This window comes from Xylophilus ampelinus (genome assembly GCF_003217575.1).
Taxonomy (GTDB): Bacteria; Pseudomonadota; Gammaproteobacteria; order Burkholderiales; family Burkholderiaceae_C; genus Xylophilus; species Xylophilus ampelinus.
In genome coordinates this window covers 1-17,870 of record NZ_QJTC01000004.1, presented here as the reverse complement: position 1 = coordinate 17,870, position 17,870 = coordinate 1, and the positions used below count along the sequence as shown (strand labels likewise).

Here is a 17,870-nt window from a genome sequence, read left to right as displayed (position 1 = left end):
GGCGGACGTGGGATCGTGCGATGCGGAAAAGGCGCAGCCCGCGTCGCCGCGATCCGGCGCGAGGGCTTGCGCTGCGGGTCAAGAGCCGAACAGGGATTCCAGCAAAGAACGCTGCTTGCCCGGACGCAGTGCCGCCTCTTCGGGCGTCAGCAGCCAGACCTCGGCGATCTCGCCGAACGCATCGCGCCGGTAGTTGACGGTGAGGTCCTGTTCGGCCAGCGTGGCGGACAGCACCGCGCGGCCCTGGGTGTCGCGGATCAGGCCGCCCACCGAAAGCCGATCCGGCCGTCCGTCCATCAGCACCACCGGCGGGTAGGTGACGCGCAGCTGGCCGCGCATCGCCGTCTCGGGGAAGTTGCGCACGGCCGCCATCGACGCCGCGGTCTGTGCCTGCAGGGAAAAGCACGCACCCCACGCGCAGCAGAGCAGCGCCAGGCCGGCGGCGTGCCGGCGGGCGGAGGACAGGAGCGGAGGAGCGGGCGTGGCGCCCAGGCGGCGTGCGCAGCGGGTCATGGTGTGCGTCCAGGGGCTGGTGCCGCCATTCTAACGGGCGCCGCCTGGCGCCAGGGTCTCACAGGGGCAGGCAGCGCAGCCGCAGCCGGGGAGATTCGAGCTTTTCCGCATACCAGCCGTCGCGGGCCGGAGAGATGAGCGCAGCCAGACCCTGCATCAGCAGCACGTCGTCGCCGGCCTTGGCGGACTTGTAGCACTCGTTCAGCGTGGCCAGCGAACGGCGCAGCGCGGCGGCAGGTGCGGCATCGGACTTGTCGTCCGTGGCCGCCTGGCCGGCGAGCCAGGTTTCGTAGGCTGCCAGCGTCTGTTCGGACAGCTTCTCTCGCACGTCCTTCGGAATCATGTTGCCGTAGAGCTGCTGCAGGCTGTCGGTGCCCGACCGAGAGAGATGCAGCGACACGTCGTACTGCGCTTCGAAGGCGCCCTGCCGGTAGACGACGCGCTGGACGCGGTAGTCGAGCCGGCCCTTTGCGCCGCCCAGCGTGGCGACGAGTTCGCGGGCGGACGCGTTGTCGGGATTGCCGTCGAAATCCGCTTTCAGTGCCTGACCGATCGCCGCGTCGTCGGGGAAGCCGACGGCTGAATGGCCGGCGCCGGGCCGGTCGCAGGCCGTGAGAAACAAAAGGAGGGTGCAGGCGACAAGAGCTGCGGGCCGGTAGACGAGCCGTGGGCGCCGGGAAGCAGTGGCAGGGAATGGATGCATGGACGTAATGGACCACGACCCGGTACTCAGACCGCCGAAAAATATATATAAGGGTGTAAATATGGGTCTAAAAACGTTCCAAACGTGCGACATCTCTGTCAGCAGTTACGCAGTCGTCCTATTGACACCTTCCTTCAAAACCTTTGTGGTACCGCCCGCCATCATCCGGCTTCAGCTTCCTGCGGGTCCTCCGGGGAAAGGTGCAACACGACGGAAGAAGTTCCGTCCTTTATGCCAACGGACGAAAGCTCGCACCACGATTTCAGCGCACGATGCGTATGCAATGGGTCGCATTTGGTGGCGAAATTGTAAGTTTTTTTGCCGGGTTTGTATTACAAATTCGTCAAGTGCCTGCCATAAATGGAATGTACAAACGGAGCCCTCCCACTCCGCCGGGCCTTCCGGTTTCATTCGTCAATCTTGAGGAGTTCCCATGCATAAGAAATTTGCTCTCGTCGGTATCGTCTCGCTGGCGTTCGTCTCGTCCACCGCTTTCGCCCAGTCGGGCTCCATCAGCATTCCCGGTGTCGCCAAGGCCAACGGCTCGATCGGCTCCACCGTGACCGACAGCCGCATCACCGTCGCGAACAACAACGCCAAGAACGTGACGGCCGGCGGCGGCGGCCTGAGCTTCAAGATCGGCGAGGTGACGATGGCGGGCCTGGCCAACGTCAACAACGTGAACATCACCGGCTCGACGGTGAAAAACTCCGACATTACCGTCAGCGGCAACGTGGCGGACAACGTCAACGCGATCGGCGGCACCGCCAACGTCAACTCGGTCAACATCAACTGATCGGCCTGACGCCAACGCCAACGCCGCACGGGCCCGCCAGCGGGACCGGTGCGCACCGCCCGGCCCCGCGCCGTGGCAACTTTCGGAGAAGCCCGTGCACTTCGCCCTGAAGAAAACCCTGCCGGCCATGGCGATCCTCGCCGGCGGCACGCTGGCCCCGCCGGCCCAGGCCCAGGAGAGCGTGCTGAACGGGCTGGGCTGGGTCACCGCACGGCCGGGATCATCGGTCGAAGCCTCTTCGGTGCAGTCGGTCGGCAATCGTGCGCCGGCGGATGTCAACGCCAGCGGCGCCAAGGCGAGCGCCGGGCTGGGCGTCGCCGGCTCGGTCGAGCTGATCTCCACGGCGCAGGCCAATACCGCCGGCATCAGCGCCCTGGCCGTCACCGGCTCGCGCGTGCTCGTGCTGCAGAACCAGGCCGGCGGCTTCGTGCGGGCGGTGGGCGGTGCGGCCACGGCCAACACGGCCCTTCTTGCGGGCGGCGGAGCGCGCCGGCCCTTCGCCGATTCGCGCATTACGGTCGCGGGCAACCGGGCCGACAACGTCGAGGCGATCGGCGGCAAGGGCGCCGTGCCGCTGGGCGCCGGGTCTCTCCAACTGCCCGGTCGGGCCACCGCCAACGGCGTCCTGATGGACGAGACGGACACCCGCCGCACCGAGGTGAGCAATCTCGGCAATCAGGCGCGCGGCATCGGCTCGGTGGGCGGCGCGGCGCTCGCCAATGCGCTGACGGCCAACCGCAGCACGCTGGAGGACCTGCGCCTCACGCAGAGCGGCAACCGCGCGTCCGACCTGCAGGCGGGCGGCGGCTCCATGAGCTCCGGGTGGGGCATGGTGGCTCAGACCGAACTGGCCGGCGTGTCGGCCGGCAACGCGGTGGCGGTGGCCGGCAGCCGTGTGCAGGGAACACGCATCGACCAGACCGGCAACACCGCCGAGGGTAGCCTGGCCGTGGGCGGCAGCGCCCTGGCCAACAGCGTCAACCTGGCGGACTACCAGGGCAGCGAGTTGCGGCAGTACCGTACGGTTCAGTCAGGCAACATCGCGCGCAGGGTCGATGCCTGGGGCGGGACCGCGTCGGTGCTGAAGGGCGCGCTGGCTTCTTCTGACAACGGCGCGATGGCGCTGGCCAACACCGTTTCGCTGCGGGCGGGTGACCTGTCGGGGGCGACCGAGCACCTGCTCTCTGGCAACACCGCCGACACGGTACAAGCCACGGGCGGCGGCGCGGCGGCCAACAGTGTCTGGCTCGACGACGTGCGCATCCGCAACAGTCGGGTGACGCTGACGGGCAACACGGCCAGCGGTGTGGACACCGCTGGCGGGCGGGGGAATATCGGTGGCGGCGTGGTCGGCGCATTCGAGCGGCGCGGCCGTGCGCTCGCCAACAGCCTGGTGTTAGACCAGCAGACGTCGCTGAAGGACACACCGGTCGTCCTGGCCGGCAACGAAAGCCGCGGCGTCCGGGGCCACGGCGGCCTGGCCGCGGCGGGCAGCGTGCTCGCGACGCAGTCGCAGATCGAACGGGGCAACATCACGCTGAGCGGCAACCGCGCCGACGGGGTCTCGGCCCAGGGCTACAGCGGCAGCCTGGGCGCGGGCCTGCTGTTCGACAGCCAGCAAAACGCGATGGCGCTGGCCAATACGGTCGGGGTGTTCAACTCCCGCACCGATGCCCGGCAGTTGCTGGTGGCCGACAACACCGCACGCCAGCTCTCGTCGCAGGGCGGGAAGTTGAATGCCAACAGCATCTCGGTGGAAAGCGGGGAGGACGGCGGACCGTCCTCGCTGTCGGCATCGGTACTCATGAGCGGCAACACCGCTACGGGCGTGTCGTCGGGCGCGGGCAGCACCAGCGGTCCGGGGCATGTCTTCAGCGGCGAGAGCGCCGCCCGTGCCGCCGCCAACGCGGTAGTGCTGAACCGTGGCGCACGCGCCGACCAGGCCTCGGCGATGAACCTGGTGGGCAACCGAGCCGAGCAGGTCGGTGCGACCGGCGGAACCGCGCTGCTGAATGCGCTGGCCGCCTATCGCCAGGCCACCATCGTCGCGAGTCCGGCCACGGTCGTGGGCAACCGGGCCAGCGACGTGCAGGTGGGCGGCAAAGCACAGCAGGCGGCGGGCGTCGGCAACGCGCGCAACGGGATCCTCGCGGCCAACGCGCTCTACATGGAGGGGCCGGAGGGCGTGCGGATGGCCAACACGCCGCTTACGCTGTCGGGCAACACCGCCACAGGCCTGCGGGCCGACGGCGGGCGGATCAACGCCAACGCGTTGGCGATCAACGGCGCCGGCGCGGTCGACGCGTCCACGGTGACGCTGGCCGGCAACACCGCGCGCGGCATGCGCAGCCAGGGCACCGAAATCACGGTGCTCGGCCATGCGATCGAAAAGAACGTCGGCAATGCCAGCGCCAACACGGTGCAACTGCTCGGCAGCCTGCGCGCCGGCAGCCTGCAGCTGCTGGCCAACACGGCCGACCGGGTGTCGGCGGAGAAGGGCCTGGCGCTCGCCAACAGTCTGGTCACCGAACAGGGCAGTGCCACGCAGGGCCTGAAGCTCACAGTGGCCGGCAACACCGCCCGGGACGTGGTGGCGCGCGACGGCAAGGCCGCCCTGGCCAACAGCGTGCTCAACGAAGGCCGCATCGGCGGCAGCACGCTGCAGATGGCCGGCAACTCCGGCAGTGCCACCACCGGATCGGCCGATGCGCTGGCCAACAGCCTGCGCAACCAGGGCGGCGCGGATTTCTCCGGCAGCAACGCCACCATCGCAGGCAACCAGGGCGCCGCGCTGCAGGGCGGATCGGTCAACAGCATCGCCAACGGCGGCCGCTTCGGCGGCGCGCGGGTCACCGTCGCCGGCAACCGCGGATCGGCGTCGGGCAAGGGCCGGGCCAACGGCCTCGATAACGGCGGCAGCCTGAACGGCAGCACCGTGACGGTATCGGGCAACAACGGAACCGCAGCGGGCCAGGGCAGCGCCAACATGGTCGCCAACGGCGGCACCATCGCCGGGTCGAACATCACCATCCTGGGCAACCAGGGTAGTGCGCAGGGCGGTGGCGCGGTCAACAGCCTGGTCAACACCGGCCGCGTCGCCGGCAGCCAGATCACGATCGTGAACAACCAGGGCAATGCCAGCGGAGGCACGCTCAACGGCGTGCGCAACAAAGGCTCGATCGCCGGCAGCCAGATCGTGGTGATGGGCAACCAGGGCAGCGCCGGCGGCGACGGCACGGTCAACAGCGTGTACAACCGTGGATCGGGTTCGATCGCCGGATCGCAAATCGCGATCACCCGCAACCACGGCTCGGCCACGGGCGGCGGCGCGGTCAACAGCGTCGACAACCGTGGCCGCATGACCGGCCGGGTGGTGATCGCCGGGAACCAGGGCACGGCCACCGGCGGCGGCACGGTGAACTCGCTGGTCAACCAGGGTTCCATGACCGGCTTGGTGACGATCACCGGCAACCGCGGGTCGGCCTTGCCGGGCGGTGCCTCGAATTCGGTCATCAACCACGGCGTGCTCACCGGCGCGGTGGCGATCGTCGGCAACGCCACGGCGGCCGGCCCGGCGATGACATCGGGCAGCGTTCGCAACATGGGGGCACTGGTGGGCGCCGCGGCCGTCACCGGCAACATTCCCTCGGTCGCAAACCCGGGCTACACGGTCCCACTGCCTTCTCCGGGTGTCGTGAACCAATCGGTAACGATTGTTCCCGGATTCAACATTACAAACATGTAGCCGCGCCGAGCCGACAGCGCCGGGCGGCCCGGTTGCGACTTCACTCTTCACAGGAAAAGCCATGCACCCCGCCGATCCGCTTTTTTCTCGTTCTTCCGCTTCCTCCTCGCACTTCCAGCTGCTGGTCACGGCCGCGCTACTGCTGCTCGGCACCGGCGCCAGCCACGCCCAGCTGGTCAACTACGGCGAGCAGCTGTCCAACTACAAAGACGTCCAGACCAGTGGCGTCAAGCTGATCGACGCCACCACCCCCGGCGTGACGGCCCGTGCCCGTGTGGCTCGCGCGCTGTCGCAGAACACGGTGGTCGACCAGTCGGCACTGGTCCAGCCCGACGGTACGCTGAAGCTGCCCGATGACCAGAAGAACGTCGTCATCCGCACCACCTACAACGACGTGACCCGCGCGGCCGACGGTACCCTGCGCGTGGCCAGCCCGACGATCCAGGGCAACGTGACCGGCAACGTCACGCTGTTCGTCGACGGCAAGGGCGTCGAGAACATCACCGTCCTCAACAACGGCCGTTGAGGCCGTGTCGCGGACGGAAACCGCTGCCTGCGGGCAGGGCGCGGCCGCGTATTCCAATCAAAAAAGCGAATAACAAAAATGGTTCTCCGTTCTTCGTTTCTCGGCCGTGCGACGGCCCTGGCCTGCACGGCCGCATTGCTGGCCGGCTGCGCGACCACACGCAATTCCCTGGACGATGCCCAGAAGCTGATGGCCGAGCGCGAGGCCGAGAAGCCGCTGCCCTCTGCCAACCTGAGCCAGTACGCGCCGGCCCTGGCGCGGCTCGGCCGCATGCTCGAGGTCTATAAGGACGGAGATCCGGTCATCTACATGCAGACCCGCAGCATTCAGGACGCGACCAACTTGTCGCACCCGCTGGTGGGCGCCGAGATCCCGGGCGACATCACCGAGATGGTCCGCACCGCGGTCAACCGCATCGGCGCGCGGGTGATCTACGTGCCCTACCACCCAGACTACCTGGTGTCGCAGGCGCAGCTCGGTGCCAAGTTCGGCGTCACGATGCCCGACTTCCTGATCACCGGCGCCCTGACCGAGTTCGACCGGGCCATCTCCGGCGCGGGCCGCTCCAACAATGCCGCGATCGAGTTCGGCCGCGGCAACGGCAACACCGCGCTGGGCTTCGACGCCAAGCGCACGGCCATCTTCTCGGCCCTGGCGCTCGACCTGAACCTGGTGAGCTTCAGCACCCAGCAGATGGTGCCGCGCATCCAGGCGTCCAACGTGGTGAAGGTGCTCAATTTCAGCTCCGAGGACAACGCCAGCCTGGGCTTCTACGGCGACGCGTTCGGCTTCAAGCTCGAAGGCAAGTACCTCCAGGGCCGGCACTCGGCGATCCGCACGCTGGTCGACCTGAGCGTGATGGAGATCGTGGGCAAGGCCACCAACACGCCGTACTGGCGCTGCATTCCCAACGGCCTGCCCGATCCGGTGGTGATCGACAACATGCGCTCTTCCTACGAGGCACTTTCGCCCGAGCTGAAGCTGGGCCTGGTGCAGGTGATGCTGCGCAAGTACGGCCAGCCGGTGAACGTGACCCAGCAGCTCGACGAGCCGACCAAGCAGGCCCTGCGTGCGGTCTATTCGCAGCGCTTCCCGCAGGTGGGCGACCAGGTCGACGTGCTGAGCTGGCAGGGCTTCGAGCCGTTGTTCTTCAACGTGCCGATGCCGTGGGACGCCGAGCTGCAGCGTGCGGCCGCCGAGGCCGCACGGCCGCTGCCGACGCTGGCCGCTCCGGCGGTCGCTCCGGTCAACGCGATGCCCGGAGGCCGGGCATGAGGCCTTTGCTGCGCGGCATCGTGGTGGCCGCCTGCTGCTGCGTCGGCGCCGGCATGGCGCTGGCGCAGGGCGCCGCCATCGGCATTCCCGGCGGAGGCGGTGCCGCGGTGACGGGCGCGCCCGCCACTGGTGCACCGGCCGCTGCGGCGGCGACTGCGGCCGGCCAGGCTTCGACCGGCGCGCGCTACGTCGAAGCATGCCAGCAGTCGATCGAGCGCGGCATCGGCGGGCTCGGCTGTCAGGGCCCGCTCTATTCCGGCGAGATCAACCGGCTGAAGGAGGAGGCGCTGCGCACCAACAACCCGTCGCTGCTCACGCTGCTGGGCGACGCCTACCATAGCAACCGCTCTTCGGTGTCGGATATCGGCCAGGCCTACCGCTGGTACCTGCTGGGCGCGGTGCGCGGCGATCCTCGCGCGATGGAGCGGCTCACCTCCTTCTACAAGGACGGCCGCGGCGGCGTGGCGCAGGACAAGGTGAAGGCGCTGGGCTACTCGCGGCTGACGCAGCGCCTGGCCATTCCCGGCTCGGTGTCGGCGCAGCAGGCGACCGACACGATCCGCTTGCTCGGCAGCGAGATGGCGGACGAGGAAATCGTGCTGGCGGAGCGTTTCGCCAGCGAATTCGAGGAGCGGCTGCGCGGCCGGGTCGGCGCGCGGCCCGACGGTGCCGCGCCGGCCGCCACCGGAGCAGGCCTGCCCGGCGTGGGGGCCGCCGGCAGCGGCGGGCCTGCGCCGGAGCCGACGGGCATCGTGCCCCTGCGGCCTTGACCTGCGCCGCGGCCCGGTGCCGTGGCCCATTTTTCAGCGGAGGAGCTGCCACATGCGACACATCCCGACCCCCTCTTTCGACTGGCGCCACGTGGCGGGTGCCGGCCTGGCGCTGCTCGCGCCTCTCGCCGGTGCCGGCACCACGGTGATCGAGCAGCCCGGCAGCGGTACCAACCGGATCGAGGTCACCGGCAACCGCGCGACGAACGTGCAGGTGCACTGCGCCGACGGCCGTATCGCGGCGGCGCCCACCGCCAACGTGAACAGCGTCGATATCGACGGCAAGGCGCTGGAGGGCCGCACGATCGTGGTGACCGGCCGCAACAGCCAGGACGTGCGTCTGTCGCCGCAGGACTGCAATGTACCGGCCGTGCGCGGCTCCGGCGACGTCAACGTCAACGGCGTCACCATCCGCTGACGGCCGGGGCATCGCCTGGCGCGCGACCTGCGGCCGCGATGTCCCGGCCTTCCTCCAATCCAGGGAAAGGACATTCCATGCGCTCCACCATTTCATCGCCGCTCCGCCCGGGCGCGGGCCTCGGGCTGATCGCCGCACTGGTCCTGGCGGCCGGCTGTTCCGACAAGGCGTCGGATTCGGCCGCGCCATCCGGGCCGATCGCATCGGCTCCGGTGGTCTCCGTGCCGGCCGCTCCGCCCGCGGCGGCGCCGGCCGCCGCCGTCACCGCGCCTGCCGATGCGGCGCCGCAAGCAGCGGCGCCCGCCACCGGCACCACGCCGTCGAACACCGCCGTGCGGCACGTCGCGGTGAATGTCCAGGGCGCCGCGCCGGCGGGTCTCACCGTGCGGGTGAAGGCGGTCGAGATGGCGGAGGATGCGACGCTGCTGACGGTCAGCGCATCGTTCTCCAGCCGGTTCGCCCATGCCACCACGCTGGCCGGCACCGAGACCTTCCTGCGTGACGCCGCCGGCAACCAGCTGATGCTCAAGCGGCCCACCGGCAACCAGCAACTCATGATCCGCAGCAACGACACTATGGAAGGCAAGCTGGTGTTCCTCGGCAGCGTGCCGGCCGACACCAAGGAGATCACGCTGGTGATCAACCAGGGTAACCAGCCGGACGACATCACCGGCCCAGGCATGACGATCAAGCTGCCTCTGTCGGGCGCATGAGGTTCGGCCTGCCAGCGTCGGTTTGGTGGTGGGGCGGCCGCGTGGGCGGCCTGCTCCTGTGTGTCGCCTGTGGGGCCGGTGCGCTGTCGATGTCCGCCCGTGCGATGACCGTGAGCCGCGTGGCCGGCAGCCTGCGCGACACGCCGAGCACCTTCGTCCCGGTGGCGGTTCCCGAGACGCGATGGACGCCGGTGGAGGGCGGCCAGGCCGTCGGTACGGGAAGCGCCGAGAGCACGCTGCAGCCGGTGGCCCAGCCCGCGGCGCTGCAGTCGCGCTCGCCCGACACGTCGTTCGGCGCGACGAATGGGGCCGATACCGAGTTCCGCATCTTCCGCGAGGCCGAGGTCCCCCGGGACCGCCTGCAGGTCACCCGCGAGGTGCTGGTGGCCCTGCAGGCGCGGCAGACACCGCAGCAGTCGATCGTGGTCGACCTGCCCGCCGACGTGCTCTTCGACTTCGACAGGGCCACTCTGCGGCCCGATGCCGCGCAGGCCCTGGCCCGGGCGGCCGAGCTGCTGCGCAGCTACCCCGGCGCACCGGTGCGGATCAACGGCCATACCGACGCGAAGGGCAGCGACGACTACAACGATGCGCTCTCGCTCAAGCGTGCCCGGACCGTGGCCGCTGCGCTGCAACAGGACCAAGGCCGGACGTTTCCGACCCAGGGCTTCGGCAAGCGGCGGCCTGTGGCGCACAACACCGCCGCCGACGGCAGCGACGATCCGGTCGGCCGCCAGCGCAACCGCCGCGTCGAGATCGTCATCGAGCCGATCGCTCCGCCTGCGGGCGCCACCCGCTGAACCTGTCCAGGAGACGAACCCATGGCCCTGATCCCCTGCCCGGAATGCAAGCGCGAGGTCTCCACCCGCGCGATCGCATGCCCCGCCTGCGGCTGCCCGATCGCCGGGGGCCGCGAAGGTCCTGCGGCTCTCGGAGCACGGCCCGCAGTGGATGCGGGCGTGCTCGGCAAGCTGGCCGCGGTGCTCGGCGCGTGGGTGGTGGCACCGCATGTGGAGCGCACCATCGGCGTCGTCGCGTTCTGACTGATGGCGGCGTTCGTCGGCTATTTCCTCTTTTCGGGCGGGCGCTGACGGGCCGCCCGCGAAAAAGGCCGGAAGAGCCGGCATCGGGTGCGGACGCGCGCGACCTCAGCGGGCAACCGCGGCGAAGCGGCGATTGACCTCGTTCCAGTTCACCACCTGCCACCAGGCGGCCAGGTAGTCGGCGCGGCGATTGTTGTACTTCAGGTAATAGGCATGCTCCCAGACGTCGTTGCCCAGCAGCGGCGTGCCGCGTGTCTCGGCCACGTCCATCAGCGGGTTGTCCTGGTTGGGGGTGGAGGTGACGGCCAGCCTGCCGTCCTTCATCACCAGCCAGACCCAGCCCGATCCGAAGCGGCTGGCGCCGGCACGGTTGAACTCCTGCTGGAACTGCGCGAGCGAGCCGAAGTCGGTCGCGATGCGGGCGGCGAGTGCCGGCGACGGCGATCCGCCCTGGCCCACCGGTGCCATGCTGGCCCAGAAGAAGGTGTGGTTCCACACGCCCCCGGCGTTGTTGCGCACCAGCGTCGGGTAACGCGAGACGTTGGCCAACACCTGCTCGATCGAGGAGTGGGCCAGTACCGGGTTGGTGGCCGCCGCGCCGTTGAGCGCGTCGAAGTAGGCCTTGTGGTGGCGGCCGTAGTGAATCTCCATCGTGGCCCGGTCGATCACCGGCTCCAGGGCGTCCGCCGCGTAGGGCAAAGGAGCCTGGCGAAAAACCTGGGCCGCGGCCGGGCCGGGTGGCAGTGGCGGAGGCGCCGGTGCGGCCATTGGGGCCGACGCCATCGGCGCGGCGGCGTTCGGGGCGACGGGCGTGGTCAGGGCGCAGGCGGTCAGCAGCGTTGCGGCGGCGGCGAGGGTGGCGATCTTGTACATGGATGCGGTTCCTGTGGAGGGGCAAAAGGGCGTGTCCAGGCATACCGAGGCGCCCGACACGCCGCCGATTGTGAGGACGCCGCCGCGATTGTCAGCCGGCCGATAGCCGTGGCGGCCCATGCGCCGGATGCCGCCGCCGCGCTCGGAACCTCTCGGGCCGTACCGGAGGTCGATACCGCAGCCGCCGAACCGGCACCGAAGACCTAGTCTACCGGCTGGCCGAGGGCCTGGAGCCAGCGCCGACCGCCGACTATTTGCTATAAAAATAGTAGCAACCATCCGAACGTGGCATGCGCCGTTGCTCTCAGCCCAGGCGCGACAGGATTTCGGTGATCGCGTCCGGGTCCACCGGCTTGGTCAGGTGGTGGTTGAAGCCTGCCTCCATCGCCCGCTTGCGGTCGTCAGCGCCGCCCCAGCCGGTCAGCGCCACCAGGACAAGGGGCGCGCCTTCGATCGGCGATTCGCGCAACTGCCGCGCGACCTCGTAGCCGTTGAGGCCCGGCATGCCGATGTCGAGAAACGCGATCTCGGGACGGTAGCTGCGGACCAGGTTCAGCGCACCGACGCCGTCGTTGGCGATGCGCACCTCGTGGCCGTCCAGCTCCAGCAGCGCGGCGAGCGTCTCGGCACCGTCCTCGTTGTCGTCGGCCAGCGCCACGCGGCGGCCCGTGGCATGCGGAATTTCGGGGGCCGCGGGTGGCAGCGGGGCCAGCTCGGGCTCCAGCCGCACCGCGTTCGGAATGCGCAACACGAATTCGCTGCCGAGCCCCGGCCCGGCGCTGGCGGCCGAAACGCTGCCGCCGTGCAGTTCCACCAGGCCCTTGACCAACGCCAGGCCGATGCCCAGGCCGCCCTCGGAACGATCGAGGGCCGACTCCACCTGCGAGAACATCGCGAAGACGCGCTGCAGCGCCGTCGGCGTCAGGCCGATCCCGTTGTCGCGCACCCGCAGTTCCAGTTGCGAGCCGTCGAGTCGTGCCATCAGCAGGATGTGACCGCCCGGGTCGGTGTACTTGGCGGCGTTGGTCAGCAGGTTGGAGAGGGCCTGCGCCATCCGCAGCGGATCGGCCAGCACCCGCACCGGCACGTCGCCCAGATCGAGCGCCAGGGTATGGCGGCGTGCTTCCAGCAGCGGACGCGCGGTCTCGACCGCCGAGTCGACGATGGTGTGGAGCCCGATCAGCTGGCGGCGTACCTCCAGGATCCCGCGGGTGATCCGCGACACGTCGAGCAGATCGTCGAGCAGCAATGCCATGGTGCGCACCTGTCGCTCGATCACCTCGTGGCTCCAGCGCAGTTGCTGGATGGTGGCGGCCGGGTCGCTGGAGATGCGGGCGGCGCTGCGGATCGGCGCCAGCGGGTTGCGCAGTTCGTGTGCGAGCGTGGCCAGGAAATCGTCTTTGCGACGGTCGGCCTCCTGCAGGGCCTGCTCTGCCTGCTTGCGGTCGGTGATGTCGACCAGCACGCCGAGCATGCGCGAACCGCGGCCGCTGGCATCGCGCTCGATCCGGGCGCGGGCGATCAGCCAGCGGTGGCTGCCGTCGAGTTGCACCAGCCGGTATTCGGCATGCCAGTCGCTGCCGGTGGCGCAGGCCGCGCGGAACGACGCGCGTACCTGGTCCTGGTCGTCGGGATGGGCGCCCAGCACGAAAGATTCGAGCGGCGCGCCTGTCTCGGTTTCTTCGTTCGGCACGCCGAACAGCATCGCCATGTTGTGGTCGGGTACCAGAACGTCGCGGGCTATGTCGTAGTCCCAGGTGGCGATGTTGGCGGCCTCCAGCGTGGCCGCCAGCCGCTCGCGCGTCTGTGCCAATTGCTGGCCGGCGCTGGCACGCTCGACCGCGGCCCAGGTACGCTCCGCCACGTCGTGGGCCAGCTCGACCTCGTGCGGCAGCCAGTGGCGGGACTCGGAATGGGCGATGAACAGGTACGCCCCCAGAGTGTCGTGCTTGACCAGAGGCACCATCACCAGGCTCCGAAGCCCGAGGCGCCGGCATTCCTCTACGGCCTCGGGCAGGATCCGGTGGGCGGCCGCCGCCACGTCGGGCAACACCACGTTGCGCCCCTGCAGCATCTCGTCGAACAGAAGCGGCAACTGGCCGAGCGGATTGCGCCGGCCTTCGAGCGGCAGCAGGCGGCCGTCGTCGTGCCCCGAGGTGACCGCCGCGTGGCGGCCCTGCGCGTCGACTTCGGCGTAGCCGATCTGCGCCACCTGCAGCTGCTCGCTGAGCATCGCGGCCGACAATGCCTTGATCGCCTCCGGATCGTCCAGTGCCCGCAGCCGGTCGCCCAGGTGCAACTGGAAAGCCAGCATCCGCTCGGTCAGGATGCGGGCGGTAGTTTCGGCGCAGGTGCAGAACATGCCGACCACGGTGTCGGTGCTTTCCCCGCTGGCCGGATCGGTGCCGTGCACCGGAATATAGGTGAACGAGAAATGGGTTTCCTCGGCGTATCCGTGGCGGTCGAACATCGTGAAGCGGATGTCCTCCATGTGCACCACTTCACCGGCGTAGGCGCGCGCCATGATGGGCCCGACGTCCTGCAGGATGTCGGCCCAGATGCGGTCGAACGGCTGGCCCATCGCCCACGGATGCTTGTCGCCGCAAAGATCGGCGTATCCGTCGTTGTAGAGAACCGTCTTTTCGGGGCCCCATGCGATGAAGCGCGGTTCGGGCGCGGCCAGCATCAGCTCGATCAGGGTCCGCAACGCGGCGGGCCAGGTGTGCGGGGCGCCGAGCGGGGTTTTCGCCCAGTCGAACGTCCGGATCAGCGCACCGGTGGCACCGCCCCCACGGAGAAAAGGTAACGCGGCGGCTGAACGGAGAGGAGGGGAGGCTGGGGCGTCCAAAATTGTGGGCAGTCGGCGTCCAGCGGTGCCGGACCGGCAATCGAAGAATTATTGCAGGTGCTTCAGACCATGCGTGTGGGTGTGCAAGCAAGCGGACGTAGGACGGAATCCAGGCTGCGGGGTAGGACCGAGGCGGGTCGCGTCGCATGGCGCGCCAGGCTGGCGCTGCTGGTGCCGGCCTGCCTGGGAGGACGCCGCGTCGGCGACGTGCTGCTGCGCACTTCCAGCCACAGCGCCCGGCTGGAGCCGGCCCGGCGCAACATCCCGCTCGTGAAGTTCGGCGGCCTGAAAATCCCGGAGACCGCGCCAAGACGTGGCGGTGTGCCGCAGCGCATGGCGGTCGGCGTGCGGGAACAACGGGCGCGCGATGCCTGGAAGTAGCGTGGTGGAGCCGGACGACCGCGTCTTCGCCCTGCGCCTCGACCCGCAGGGCTGGACGGTGGAGGCGCCCGCAGCGCTCACGCTGGCCGAGGCCGCCGCCTTCGCCGGCATCGAACTGCCGACCTCGTGCCGCAACGGCACCTGCCGCGCCTGCCTGTGCCGCATGCCGCAAGGCAGCGTGCGCTACGCGATCCCGTGGCCCGGCGTGAGCCTGGACGAAAAGCGCGAAGGCTGGGTGCTGCCCTGCGTGGCGTATCCGGCGGCCGACGTGGTGCTGACCGTGCCGCGTGCACGGCGGGTGCCGCCCCCGGACGACAACACGCGCTGACAACCGCGCGCGAAGGGCATGGGAAGATCCGCACCCCTTTCCACCTTTGCGGAACAAAGCGCTATGAAGACGACGATCATGACGAAGGGTCTGGCCGCCGCCACTGCCCTGCTGCTGGCCGGCGCCGCGCGGGCCGAATCCATCGGCGAGGTGGACACCGTTTTCAAGTTCATCGGCCCCGACCACAAGATCGTCGTCGACGCCTACGACGATCCGAAGGTGCAGGGCGTGACCTGCTACGTCTCCCGCGCCAAGACCGGCGGCGTCAAGGGCGCGCTGGGCCTGGCCGAAGACAAGGCCGAGGCGTCGATCGCCTGCCGCCAGGTCGGCCCGATCAGCTTCGTCGGCAAGCCGCTGGAGCTGCAGGAAGAGGTGTTCACCGAGCGCATCTCGCTCGTCTTCAAGAAGCTGCGGGTGGTGCGCATGGTGGACCGGAAGCGCAGCACGCTGGTCTACCTGACCTATTCCGACCGGGTGATCGAGGGATCGCCGCAGAACGGGGTGACGGCGGTGCCGGTGGGGGCGGCCATCCCTGTGAAGTAGAGCTCTCCCCCAGGCTGCGCGCTACGCGTCTCCGCCCACCTCCTTCCGGGGGCAACACCGGTGGACCGGCGGAGCCGGATCCACGGTGTTTCTGGGAGATCGCGGCGCTGGGTTGCCGGCCCGCCGCTTAGAGCGGCTAACACAACCCTTCTGGCGTCGTTGCCGCACCTTGTCGTACTACTCGTACTGTCTGCGATGCGGCGCCTAGCCAGAACCGCTTCGCTGGGTTGTGTTAGCCGCTCTTAATTGTCGTCTCTGTTTTTTACACACCATGACCATCACTGCCAGCGCTCTCGACGCCCTGCCCATCCCCGCCAGCCTCTTGGGCGAATCGCCGCTGTGGCATCCGCAGGAGCAGGTGCTGTACTGGTGCGACATCTCGGGTCGCAAGCTCAACCGCTGGGACCCGGTATCTGAGCGGCACGACGCCTGGGACTTCGAGACCGACGTGGCCTGCTGCGCGGCGCGGGAGGCCGGCGGCCTGCTGCTGGCGCTGCGCACCGGCGTCGTCGCATTCGATCCGGCGACCGGCGTGCGCACGCCGCGGGCCGATGCGCCCTACGACCCTTCGACCGAGCGCTTCAACGACGGCAAGACCGATCCGCAGGGACGCTTCTGGGCCGGCACGATCTACGAGCCGCGCGATCCGCCCGACGCGGCGCTCTACCGCCTCGACGGCGACCGGATGACGCGGATGCAGGACGGCATCACCAACAGCAACGGCCTGGCCTGGAGCCCGGACGGCCGCACCATGTACTGGGCCGACACCCGCGGGCACCGGGTGCAGGCGCTGGATTTCGACGGCGCCACCGGCAGCGTGTCGAACCGCCGCACCTTCGTGCAGTTTCCGACGAAGCAGGACGGGCAGGACCTCTCGACCTACGGCGGCCGCCCCGATGGCGGCGCGGTCGATGCCGAGGGCTGCTACTGGGCGGCGATGTTCGAGGGCGCCCGCCTGGTGCGCGTCTCGCCGCAGGGCGAGATCGTCGGCACGCTGGCCCTGCCGGTGCGCTGCCCCACCATGGCCTGCTTCGGCGGGCCGGACCTGCGCACGCTCTACATCACCACCAGCCGCGAGAAACGGCCGGCCGACGAGCTGGCGCGCGAGCCCTGGGCGGGCCAGGTGCTGACGGCGCGGGTGGATGTGTCGGGGCTGCCGGCCGTACTCGCGCGCGACTGAGCGGTCTTCAGCCGCCGAGCGCGCGGTTGAGCGACGGCTGCACGATCTCTATTGAGTCGCCGATGGTGGAAGAAACGTACGAAGGACCGGCAAGCGTAATTCCCCCTTCCGGCGCATGCGTGACCGCTCCGGATAGATGACCCAAGCGATCGTACGGCGCGAGACCCCAAACCATTCGCCTAACTGCTGCATCGTCCACCACCCCGACGCGTAGCACTTACGAACCTCGTCCCAATGCTCACGCGGCAGGCGTGAATCCTTACCTCCCCATCGCTTTCCCCTCTGATACGCAGCCACCTGCCCCGCTAGCGTCCGCTCCCGAATCATCGCCTTCTCCAGCTGGGCAACCGCCCCTAAGACCTGCACCATGAATTCGCCGATGGGGGAGGTTGTATCGATGGGCTCAGTCAACGAGCGAAGCCCGATGCCAGCCTCTTTCAGCTTGGCAAGGATGGCAAGCAGATCAAACAAACTACGGGCAATTCGATCTAGTTTCCAGACCACCAACGTAGAACCCGGCCGCATGCTGGCCAAGGCTTTTTGCAACTGCGGGCGCGTGCCTACAGAGCTAGTTTTTTCAGAAAAAACGCGATGGACTCCTGCCCTGCCCAGCGCATCCATTTGCAAAGCTGTGTCCTGTTCCACGGTGCTAACTCTTGCGTATCCGACGAGCATCACTTCCCCCAAATCAGACCCTGTTTTTTCCAATCGCGATTCGTAAGCGCAAAGCGCAGCAGCGAGTTCACGACCTCGGTTTTCGATGCATCGAATTCCGAGCTTAGGCCGGCGATGGTTTCGGCGATCCGGTGATCAACAGCGATATCTAGGCGTGCATGAGCGGCTCGGTGTTTCGCTAGCCTTCGAGCATTTCCGGAAACGTTTTTCTCAGAGGGGTCAGTGCATGGTGGCATGGCTTGCCCCCTTGTCGGGCTCTGTGACGAGCCAGTACGAGCCTCTATCGGAATCCACGGCGTGACTCACGATCACATGCCCGTCGGTGCATTCGAAGGCTAGCTCCAGCACATCCCAGACGGTGCCGACGCCGGCGAATCGGAGCAGCTTGGACTTCTGAATGACGAGGCCATTCGAGCGGCTGTAACGGTTGCTTTCGAGCGGCGCGTCCTCGAAGTCTTTGAGGATGTATTTAGAGACGTAGGCGGCCATCTTGCCTATCGACATGTTGCGACGATAGCCGCCGTTCTTTGTGCGCCCACC

At 68.7% G+C, this 17,870-nt stretch carries 18 protein-coding genes and 1 pseudogene; 13 read left to right on the top strand and 6 right to left on the bottom strand.

Annotated features, from left to right (window positions below):
- Positions 1-78: 78 nt before the first annotated feature.
- A complete protein-coding gene (locus DFQ15_RS04200; RefSeq protein WP_233504271.1) occupies positions 79-513 on the bottom strand; it encodes a hypothetical protein in 435 nt (144 codons plus the stop codon).
- Positions 514-571: 58 nt separating this feature from the next.
- Positions 572-1,135 (bottom strand): hypothetical protein, encoded by a 564-nt coding sequence (locus tag DFQ15_RS04195; RefSeq protein ID WP_110464775.1) that lies wholly within the window; start codon positions 1,133-1,135, stop codon positions 572-574.
- Positions 1,136-1,649: 514 nt separating this feature from the next.
- On the opposite strand from DFQ15_RS04195, the gene DFQ15_RS04190 reads away from it, so the two are divergent.
- From DFQ15_RS04190 to DFQ15_RS04150, 9 genes are all read left to right on the top strand, one after another.
- Complete coding sequence (locus DFQ15_RS04190; protein ID WP_110464774.1) at positions 1,650-2,012, top strand: hypothetical protein; 363 nt, start codon at positions 1,650-1,652, stop codon at positions 2,010-2,012.
- Between the two features lie 94 nt (positions 2,013-2,106).
- A complete protein-coding gene (locus DFQ15_RS04185) occupies positions 2,107-5,757 on the top strand; it encodes a beta strand repeat-containing protein (RefSeq protein ID WP_233504270.1) in 3,651 nt (1,216 codons plus the stop codon).
- Positions 5,758-5,818: 61 nt separating this feature from the next.
- Positions 5,819-6,283, top strand: a complete 465-nt coding sequence (locus tag DFQ15_RS04180) for a hypothetical protein (RefSeq protein WP_199399808.1) — start codon at positions 5,819-5,821, stop codon at positions 6,281-6,283.
- Between the two features lie 78 nt (positions 6,284-6,361).
- The gene (locus tag DFQ15_RS04175; RefSeq protein ID WP_233504269.1) at positions 6,362-7,558 is read left to right on the top strand and encodes a CsgG/HfaB family protein; all 1,197 of its coding nucleotides are present in this window, start codon (positions 6,362-6,364) and stop codon (positions 7,556-7,558) included.
- On the top strand, positions 7,555-8,328 hold the full coding sequence (locus tag DFQ15_RS04170) for an SEL1-like repeat protein (protein WP_146228642.1): 774 nt from the start codon (positions 7,555-7,557) through the stop codon (positions 8,326-8,328). Before DFQ15_RS04175 ends, DFQ15_RS04170 begins: the two co-directional genes overlap by 4 nt.
- 52 nt (positions 8,329-8,380) lie before the next feature.
- Positions 8,381-8,746 carry a hypothetical protein gene (locus DFQ15_RS04165; RefSeq protein ID WP_110464772.1) on the top strand — a complete coding sequence of 122 codons (366 nt, stop codon included), beginning with the start codon at positions 8,381-8,383 and terminating at the stop codon, positions 8,744-8,746.
- 77 nt (positions 8,747-8,823) lie between these two features.
- Positions 8,824-9,459: a hypothetical protein gene (locus DFQ15_RS04160; protein WP_110464771.1), complete on the top strand. Its 636-nt coding sequence runs from the start codon at positions 8,824-8,826 to the stop codon at positions 9,457-9,459.
- A gap of 104 nt (positions 9,460-9,563) precedes the next feature.
- Positions 9,564-10,259 carry an OmpA family protein gene (locus DFQ15_RS04155; RefSeq protein WP_233504268.1) on the top strand — a complete coding sequence of 232 codons (696 nt, stop codon included), beginning with the start codon at positions 9,564-9,566 and terminating at the stop codon, positions 10,257-10,259.
- A 21-nt stretch (positions 10,260-10,280) separates the two neighbouring features.
- Positions 10,281-10,502 (top strand): zinc ribbon domain-containing protein, encoded by a 222-nt coding sequence (locus DFQ15_RS04150; RefSeq protein ID WP_110464769.1) that lies wholly within the window; start codon positions 10,281-10,283, stop codon positions 10,500-10,502.
- Positions 10,503-10,607: 105 nt separating this feature from the next.
- Here the strand turns inward: DFQ15_RS04150 and DFQ15_RS04145 are convergent, their stop codons facing one another.
- Both DFQ15_RS04145 and DFQ15_RS04140 read right to left on the bottom strand, forming a co-directional pair.
- Positions 10,608-11,375, bottom strand: a complete 768-nt coding sequence (locus DFQ15_RS04145; protein ID WP_310593112.1) for a superoxide dismutase — start codon at positions 11,373-11,375, stop codon at positions 10,608-10,610.
- Between the two features lie 304 nt (positions 11,376-11,679).
- Positions 11,680-14,082: a hybrid sensor histidine kinase/response regulator gene (locus tag DFQ15_RS04140; protein ID WP_110464768.1), complete on the bottom strand. Its 2,403-nt coding sequence runs from the start codon at positions 14,080-14,082 to the stop codon at positions 11,680-11,682.
- A 216-nt stretch (positions 14,083-14,298) separates the two neighbouring features.
- On the opposite strand from DFQ15_RS04140, the gene DFQ15_RS04135 reads away from it, so the two are divergent.
- From DFQ15_RS04135 to DFQ15_RS04120, 4 genes are all read left to right on the top strand, one after another.
- Positions 14,299-14,604, top strand: coding sequence for a hypothetical protein (locus DFQ15_RS04135; RefSeq protein ID WP_146228641.1), 306 nt, complete (start codon positions 14,299-14,301; stop codon positions 14,602-14,604).
- Positions 14,591-14,932, top strand: coding sequence for a 2Fe-2S iron-sulfur cluster-binding protein (locus DFQ15_RS04130; protein WP_110464766.1), 342 nt, complete (start codon positions 14,591-14,593; stop codon positions 14,930-14,932). The genes DFQ15_RS04135 and DFQ15_RS04130 overlap by 14 nt, the downstream gene beginning before the upstream one ends.
- A 63-nt stretch (positions 14,933-14,995) precedes the next feature.
- Positions 14,996-15,475: a CreA family protein gene (locus DFQ15_RS04125; RefSeq protein ID WP_233504267.1), complete on the top strand. Its 480-nt coding sequence runs from the start codon at positions 14,996-14,998 to the stop codon at positions 15,473-15,475.
- A 271-nt stretch (positions 15,476-15,746) separates the two neighbouring features.
- The gene (locus DFQ15_RS04120; protein ID WP_110464765.1) at positions 15,747-16,655 is read left to right on the top strand and encodes an SMP-30/gluconolactonase/LRE family protein; all 909 of its coding nucleotides are present in this window, start codon (positions 15,747-15,749) and stop codon (positions 16,653-16,655) included.
- Positions 16,656-16,703: 48 nt separating this feature from the next.
- On the opposite strand, the gene DFQ15_RS04115 is transcribed toward DFQ15_RS04120, so the two are convergent.
- Both DFQ15_RS04115 and DFQ15_RS04110 read right to left on the bottom strand, forming a co-directional pair.
- Positions 16,704-17,330, bottom strand: coding sequence for a recombinase family protein (locus DFQ15_RS04115; protein ID WP_110464764.1), 627 nt, complete (start codon positions 17,328-17,330; stop codon positions 16,704-16,706).
- 219 nt (positions 17,331-17,549) lie between these two features.
- Positions 17,550-17,870 (bottom strand): annotated as a pseudogene (locus tag DFQ15_RS04110) (rolling circle replication-associated protein); the annotation flags it as partial.